The sequence below is a fragment of the Sphingomonas sp. genome, assembly GCF_019749955.1.
In the GTDB taxonomy this organism is placed as follows: Bacteria; Pseudomonadota; Alphaproteobacteria; order Sphingomonadales; family Sphingomonadaceae; genus Sphingomonas.
Genome location: NZ_JAIEPC010000063.1, coordinates 42,865 through 50,253, shown reverse-complemented (window position 1 = coordinate 50,253; position 7,389 = coordinate 42,865). Strand labels below are relative to the sequence as shown.

4 protein-coding genes are annotated in these 7,389 nt (G+C 65.5%); all 4 read left to right on the top strand.

Annotation, left to right across the window (positions count from 1 at the left end; translation table 11 throughout):
- Nucleotides 1–268 precede the first annotated feature (268 nt).
- Genes bchF through K2W81_RS12135 form a run of 4 tightly spaced genes read left to right on the top strand, consistent with a single transcriptional unit; the run spans nt 269 to nt 7,380 of the window.
- Nucleotides 269–793 (top strand): 2-vinyl bacteriochlorophyllide hydratase, encoded by a 525-nt coding sequence (gene bchF, locus K2W81_RS12150; RefSeq protein ID WP_294104652.1) that lies wholly within the window; start codon nt 269–271, stop codon nt 791–793.
- Nucleotides 790–2,091 carry a ferredoxin:protochlorophyllide reductase (ATP-dependent) subunit N gene (locus K2W81_RS12145; RefSeq protein ID WP_294104650.1) on the top strand — a complete coding sequence of 434 codons (1,302 nt, stop codon included), beginning with the start codon at nt 790–792 and terminating at the stop codon, nt 2,089–2,091. The genes bchF and K2W81_RS12145 overlap by 4 nt, the downstream gene beginning before the upstream one ends.
- The gene (gene bchB, locus K2W81_RS12140; protein ID WP_294104648.1) at nt 2,091–3,719 is read left to right on the top strand and encodes a ferredoxin:protochlorophyllide reductase (ATP-dependent) subunit B; all 1,629 of its coding nucleotides are present in this window, start codon (nt 2,091–2,093) and stop codon (nt 3,717–3,719) included. The genes K2W81_RS12145 and bchB overlap by 1 nt, the downstream gene beginning before the upstream one ends.
- Nucleotides 3,709–7,380, top strand: a complete 3,672-nt coding sequence (locus K2W81_RS12135) for a magnesium chelatase subunit H (protein ID WP_294104646.1) — start codon at nt 3,709–3,711, stop codon at nt 7,378–7,380. The genes bchB and K2W81_RS12135 overlap by 11 nt, the downstream gene beginning before the upstream one ends.
- The last annotated feature ends 9 nt before the right edge of the window (nt 7,381–7,389 follow it).

Here is a 7,389-nt window from a genome sequence, read left to right as displayed (position 1 = left end):
GCGATCTGTGCGCGTCCGTAAGAAAACAGCGACGACATACCCGGCTCTCCCGGCCTGGTGAGATGGCAACATAGCCCCGGCAGGGATCGTCATGTTTGACCCGTACCCCGTCGAGTCGAGAGGCTACGCTGCGGAATCCAATGTGACAATATCCAAAATTCGACCGCCGCAAAAACTGTCCAAATTTTTGGACGTTCGTTTCTATTGACACTTTAAACCGGGCAGGCCAGTCTCACAAAGACAGTAAGTCCAAGAGGGACGCGAAGCGATGCAAGCGCGGACGACAGCCACGGGAGGAACCAGCCAGCGGGCCACCGCCGGGCTCTATACCCCCGAAGAGCGCGTGCGCCGCGATACCAGCGTGTGGACGTTGGTGCAGGGCATATTGGCCCCGGTTCAGTTCCTGATCTTTGTCGTCAGCCTGGTGCTGGTGCTGCGCTATCTGGCCACGGACGAAGGCGCCTATGCGGCGACCGTTTCGGTCATCGTCAAGACGGTGGCGCTCTATACGATCATGATCACCGGCTCGATCTGGGAAAAGGTCGTGTTCGGCAAATGGCTGTTCGTGCCCGCCTTCTTCTGGGAAGACGTTTTTTCGATGCTCGTGCTGGCGCTGCACACGGCTTATCTGGTGGCGCTCGGCTGGGGGTTGTTGGGAGAGCGGGCGCTGATGCTGCTCGCGCTGGCCGCCTACATCACCTACGTCATCAACGCCGGGCAGTTCGTCTGGAAGCTGCGTGCTGCGCGGCTTCAAGCAGCATCCGAGTCCCCCATGCAGGCGGTGGCGGCATGAGCGTGCTGACGCTCCCCGAGGCGCTGCGCCCCGCCAGCCTTCCCGGCAGCGCCGCTGATTGCGCGCCGGTGCTGCGCGAACGCGGCCAGCGCGAAGTTTTCTGTGGGCTGACGGGCATCATCTGGCTGCATCGCAAATTGCAGGATGCGTTCTTCCTCGTCGTCGGCTCGCGCACCTGCGCGCATTTGCTCCAATCGGCGGCGGGCGTGATGGTGTTCGCCGAGCCACGCTTCGGCACTGCGATCATCGAGGAACGCGACCTCGCCGGCATGGCCGATTGCCATGAGGAACTCGACCGCGTCGTTGCCGAGCTGCTCGCGCGGCGCCCCGATATCAAGATGCTGTTTCTGGTCGGCTCGTGCCCGTCCGAAGTGATCAAGCTAGATCTGTCGAAGGCAGCGCAGCGGCTGTCAACGCGGCATCATCCCGCTGTGCGGATCGTGTCCTATTCGGGCAGCGGCATCGAGACGACGTTCACCGAAGGCGAGGATGCCTGCCTTGCCGCGCTGGTCCCGCAACTTCCTGTTGCGCAAAATGCTGCGCAGCAATTGCTCGTCGTCGGCACCCTGCCGGACATCGTCGAGGATCAGTTTGCGCGGCTGTTCGCGCAACTCGGGATCGGCCCGGTCGCCTTCCTGCCCGCACGTCGGTCAGACGCGCTCCCGGCGATCGGGCCGAACACCCGCTATCTCCTCGCCCAGCCTTTCCTCGGCGATACCGCCCGCGCGCTCGAAGATCGCGGTGCCGTGCGGCTTGATGCGCTATTCCCGTTCGGCGTGATTGGGACCACCGACTGGCTGCGCGCTGCCGCGACGGCCTTCGGCGTCGACGAGGCGCATTTCGAAGCGGTGATCGCGCCTTACCGTGAGCGTGCCCGCCGCGCGATTGCGCATGCGCGCGGTCAGCTCGAAGGCAAAAGCGTCTTCTTCCTGCCCGACTCGCAGCTCGAAGTGCCGCTCGCGCGCTTCCTTGCGCAGGAGCTGGGGATGGCGCCGATCGAAGTCGGCACGCCTTATCTCCACCGCCGTCACCTCGCCCGCGAACTCGATCTGCTGCCGGTCGAGACGGTGATCAGCGAAGGGCAGCATCTCGAACGCCAGCTCGACCGCGTGCGCGATGCCAAGCCCGATCTGACGATCTGTGGCCTTGGTCTCGCCAATCCGCTTGAGGCCGAAGGCTTCACGACCAAATGGGCGATCGAGCTGGTGTTCTCGCCGATCCACGGTTTCGATCAGGCAGGCGACCTCGCCGAACTTTTCGCGCGACCGCTGCGGCGCCGCGACGTGTTGAGGGTCTGATGCAGCTGACGGTCTGGACCTATGAGGGACCACCCCATGTCGGCGCGATGCGGATCGCCACCGCGATGGAAGGCGTGCATTACGTGCTCCACGCGCCGCAGGGCGACACCTATGCCGACCTGCTGTTCACGATGATCGAGCGCTCGCAGAAGCGTCCGCCGGTCACCTACACGACGTTCCAGGCGCGCGATCTGGGCAAGGATACCGCCGAGCTGTTCCAGGCGGCGGCGCGCGATGCGTTCGATCGCTTCAAACCGCAGGCGATGATCGTCGGCGCATCGTGCACTGCCGAGCTGATCCAGGACGATCCCGCCGGCATGGCCGAGGCGATGCGCCTGCCCTGCCCCGTGATCCCGCTCGAATTGCCGAGCTATAGTCGCAAGGAAAATTGGGGCGCGGCGGAGACCTTCTACCAAATCGTCCGTACGCTTGCCGACCGTGACGTTCGCCCCGCCGCACGTGAAGGCCGCCGCCCGCTCGCCAATCTCCTGGGTCCAACAGCACTCGGGTTCCGTCACCGCGACGATGTGATCGAGATCACCCGGCTGCTCGACCAGATGGGCGTCGACCTCAACATGGTCGCGCCACGCGGCGCATCGCCGGCCGACATCGCGCGCATTGGCGCGGCCGATTTCAACATCTGCCTCTATCCCGAAATCGCCGACACCGCCGCGCGCTGGCTGGAAAAGACGTTCGGGCAGAAGACAGTGCGGACCGTACCGATCGGTTACGGCGCGACTCGCGACTTCATCGCCGAAGTGGCCGCCGCCGCCGGTGTCGATCCGGCGAAGGCGCTCGATCAATCGAACATGCCGTGGTGGAGCCGCTCGGTCGACTCGACCTATCTGACGGCCAAGCGCGTCTTCATCTTCGGCGATGCGACCCACGCGATCGCCGCTGCCCGGGTGGCGCAGGATGAGCTGGGTTTCACCGTCGTCGGCCTTGGTTGCTACAACCGCGAATTCGCGCGCGACATCCGTGAGGCCGCGAAGCTTTACGGCGTCGAGCCGCTGATCACCGACGATTATCTGGCCGTCGAGTCGGCGATCCAGGCGCTCCAGCCCGAACTGGTGCTCGGAACCCAGATGGAGCGGCATATCGCCAAGCGGCTGCGCATTCCGTGTGCGGTGATTTCGGCGCCGGTGCATGTGCAGGATTTCCCGGCGCGCTACAGCCCGCAAATGGGGTTCGAGGGCGCGAATGTGCTGTTCGACAGCTGGGTGCATCCGCTGGTGATGGGGCTGGAGGAGCATCTGCTGACGATGTTCCGCGACGATTTTGAGTTCAGCGATGCGGCGGGGGCGAGCCACCTCGGCCATGGCGCCGGAGTGCCGCATGCCGCAGCTCAACCGCTCGTTTCGAGCGAAGTCGAGCAACAGGCCACAAGCGGTGCGCAAGGTGCCTCGACGTCGCTCGACAATCACGGCTCGGTTGATGTTCTCGTCGCTGAGCCCGAAGTCGCAGCCCCCACCGGCTGGTCGGCCGAAGCCGAACGCGAGTTGCAGAAAATTCCGTTCTTCGTGCGCGGCAAGGCGCGGCGGAACACCGAGAAATATGCCGCCGAAATGGGCCTGACGGCGATCACGCTCGACACCCTCTATGACGCAAAGGCCCATTATGCGCGCTGAGGTCTCCATCCCCGCCGTCCCGGTGCGCGTCGTCGTGATCACGCTCGACAACCATTTATCGGGGGCATTCCAGCGCGCGCAGGCAGCGTTCGACCGGGCGGGGACCGGCGTGACGATTGGCTTCCATGCCGCCGCCGATTGGGAAGAAAAGCCCGATACCCTCAACGCCGCCAATGCCGACATCGCGCGCGCCGACATCGTGCTCTGCACGATGCTTTTCCTCGAAGATCACATCCGCGCCGTCCTCCCCGCGCTTCAGGCGCGCCGCGAAGACTGTGATGCAATGGTCGGGCTGATGTCGGCGGGCGACATCGTCAAGCTCACCCGCATGGGCGATTACCGGATGGACAAGCCCACGTCCGGCCCGCTTGCCTTGCTCAAGAAGCTGCGCGGCTCGGGCAAGCCGGGGACCAATTCGGGCGCGGGGCAGATGAAGATGCTGCGGCGTTTGCCCAAGCTGCTGCGCTTCATTCCCGGCACCGCGCAGGACGTGCGCGCCTATTTCCTGACGCTCCAATATTGGCTCGCCGGGAGCGATGACAATGTCGTGGACATGATCCGCGCGCTGATCGATCGTTATGCCAGCGGCGCGCGCCAGGGCTTGCGCGGCGCGATGAAAGCGGCGGCGCCGCGGGATTATCCCGAAGTCGGCGTCTATCACCCGAAAATGCCCGCGCGCATGTCGGCGCGCCTCGCCGATTTGCCATCGAACCGGGGCACCAAGGGCACGGTCGGGCTGCTGATGCTGCGGTCCTATGTCCTCGCCAAGGATGCCGCGCATTACGACGGCGTGATCGCAGCGATGGAGGCCAAGGGCCTGAACGTCATCCCGGCTTTTGCAGGCGGGCTCGACGGACGTCCGGCGATCGAGGCACTGTTCATGAAGGACGGCAAGGCGACCGTCGATGCAGTGGTCAACCTGACCGGGTTCAGCCTTGTCGGTGGCCCCGCCTACAACGACACAGCGGCGGCGGAAGCGGTGCTGACGAAGCTCGACCGCCCGTACCTCGCCGCGCATCCGGTCGAGTTCCAGACGCTGCAAGCCTGGGGCGCCAACAACATGGGGCTGCTCCCGCTCGAATCGACGATGATGATCGCGATCCCCGAACTCGACGGCGGCACCGTGCCGATGGTGTTCGGTGGCCGTTCGGACGGCAGCGACTCGCCGTGCACGGGGTGCAACTGCGGCTGTACTTTCCCGGCGACCGGTGCCGTTCGCGCGATGGAAAGCTGTCCCGAGCGGGCCGAAACGCTGGCCGGCCGCGTGCTCAAGCTCATCGACCTGCGCCGGTCGCGCGAGGCGGAACGCCGCGTCGCGATCGTGCTGTTCAACTTCCCGCCCAATGCGGGGGCTGCTGGCACCGCGCAGTTCCTGAGCGTGTTCGAATCGCTCCACGCAACGCTCAAGCGGCTCGATGCCGAGGGCTATGAGGTCGAAGTGCCTGCGACCGTCGACGCTTTGCGCGACGCGATCCTCAGCGGCAATGCCGCACGCTTCGGTACCGAAGCCAATGTCCATGCCCGCGTCAGCGCCGACACGATCGTCGCACGCGAAACTTGGCTCAAGGAAATCGAAGCCAGCTGGGGCCCCGCCCCCGGCAAGCTCCAGTCAGACGGCGCATCGGTCCAGATCCTCGGCGCGCGCTTCGGCAATGTCTTCATCGGCATCCAGCCCGCGCTCGGCATCGAAGGCGATCCGATGCGGCTGCTGTTCGAAGGGCGATTTGCCCCGACGCATGCCTTTGCCGCATTCTACCGCTGGCTGAAGGAAGATTTCCGCGCGCATGCGGTGCTGCACTTCGGCACGCATGGCAGCCTGGAATTCATGCCCGGCAAGCAGAGCGGGCTCAGCGCGCAGTGCTGGCCCGACCGGCTGATCGGCGACTTGCCCAACATCTATCTCTACGCCGCCAACAACCCGTCTGAAGGCGTGCTCGCCAAGCGGCGCTCGGGCGCGACCTTGGTCAGCTATCTGACGCCCGCGCTCACCAAGTCGGGGGTCTACAAGGGCCTCGCCGACCTCAAGGCCTCGGTCGAGCGCTGGCGGTCGAGCCCGGCGGGCGATCCCGATACTGCGCTGCTCGCCGAGCTGATCGAGACGCAGGCTGAAGCACTTGATCTCGACGGCAGCGATGTGGCGGCCCTCGCCGCCCGCCTCTACGAAATCGAGCGCGAACTGATCCCGCAAGGGCTGCATGTCGCGGGCCTCGCCGCATCACGCGAAGAGCGGATCGACATGATCCTCGCCGCGTCCGAAAGCCGGGGCGAACCGCTGTCGATCGAGACCGCCGCCGCGCTGGTCGACGGCAAGCTCAAGATCGATACCCCGCTGCTGAAAGACATGGCCGCGCTCGACAAGGCGCTGAGCACCAACCACGAGCTCGATGGCATCGTCCGCGCGCTGGCCGGCCGCTACATCCAGCCGGTGTCGGGCGGCGACTTGCTGCGCACCCCCGAAATCCTGCCGACCGGGCGCAACATCCACGGCTTCGACCCCTTCCGCCTGCCGAGCGCGTTCGCGGTGCAGGACGGTGCGGCGCAGGCGCAGCGGCTGATCGACCGCAGTCTGACCGACTCGGGTCGCCTGCCCGAGACGGTGGCGATGGTGCTGTGGGGCACTGACAACCTCAAGAGTGAAGGCGCGCAGATCGCGCAGGCGCTCGCGCTGATGGGGGCGCGGCCCCGCTTCGACAGTTACAACCGGCTGGCGGGTGCGGAGCTGATCCCGCTCGCTGAGCTGGACCGTCCGCGCATCGACGTAATCGCCACCTTGTCGGGCGTGTTCCGCGACCTGCTGCCGCTCCAGACGCGGATGCTGGCCGAAGCGGCGCTGCTCGCGAGCCAGGCCGATGAGCCGATCGAGCAGAATTTCATCCGCAAGCACAGCTTGGCGCATCAGTCGCAGCACGGCTGCGATATCGATACCGCCGCACTGCGGGTCTTCTCCAACGCGCAAGGCGCTTATGGCGCCAACGTCAATCTGATGATCGACGACGGCAGCTGGAGCGACCCCAACGAACTCGCCGACAGCTTTGAGCGGCAAAAGGGTTATGCCTACGGGGTCAAAGGCGCGCCGGTCCGGCAGGCCGCGATCCTCGCCTCGGCGCTCAAGACCGTCGATTGCGCCTATCAGAATCTCGAAAGCGTCGAACTCGGCATCACCAGCATCGACCAATATGTCGACACGCTCGGCGGCATTAGCCGCGCCGTCACCCGCGCCAAGGGTGAGGCCGCACCGGTCTATATCGGCGACCAGACGCAAGGCGCGGGCAAGGTCCGCAGCTTGCAGGAGCAAGTCGCGCTTGAGACGCGCACGCGTATCCTCAATCCGGTCTGGACCGAAGGGCTGCTCCGCCACGGCTACGAAGGCGTGCGTCAGGTCGAAGCCAGCGTGACCACGACGATGGGCTGGTCGGCGACGACGGGCGAAGTCGATCCCTGGGTCTATCAGCGGATCGGCGAGACCTATGTACTCGACGCCGAAATGCGCGAGCGCATCGCCGCGCTCAATCCCAAGGCGGCGGCACGCGTCGCCAACCGGCTGATCGAAGCTTCCGAACGCAAATATTGGACCCCCGACGCGGCGACGCTCGCCGCACTCCATGCCGCCAGCGATGAACTCGAGGATCGTCTCGAAGGCATCGTAGCGGTGGCGGCATAAAGGAACGAA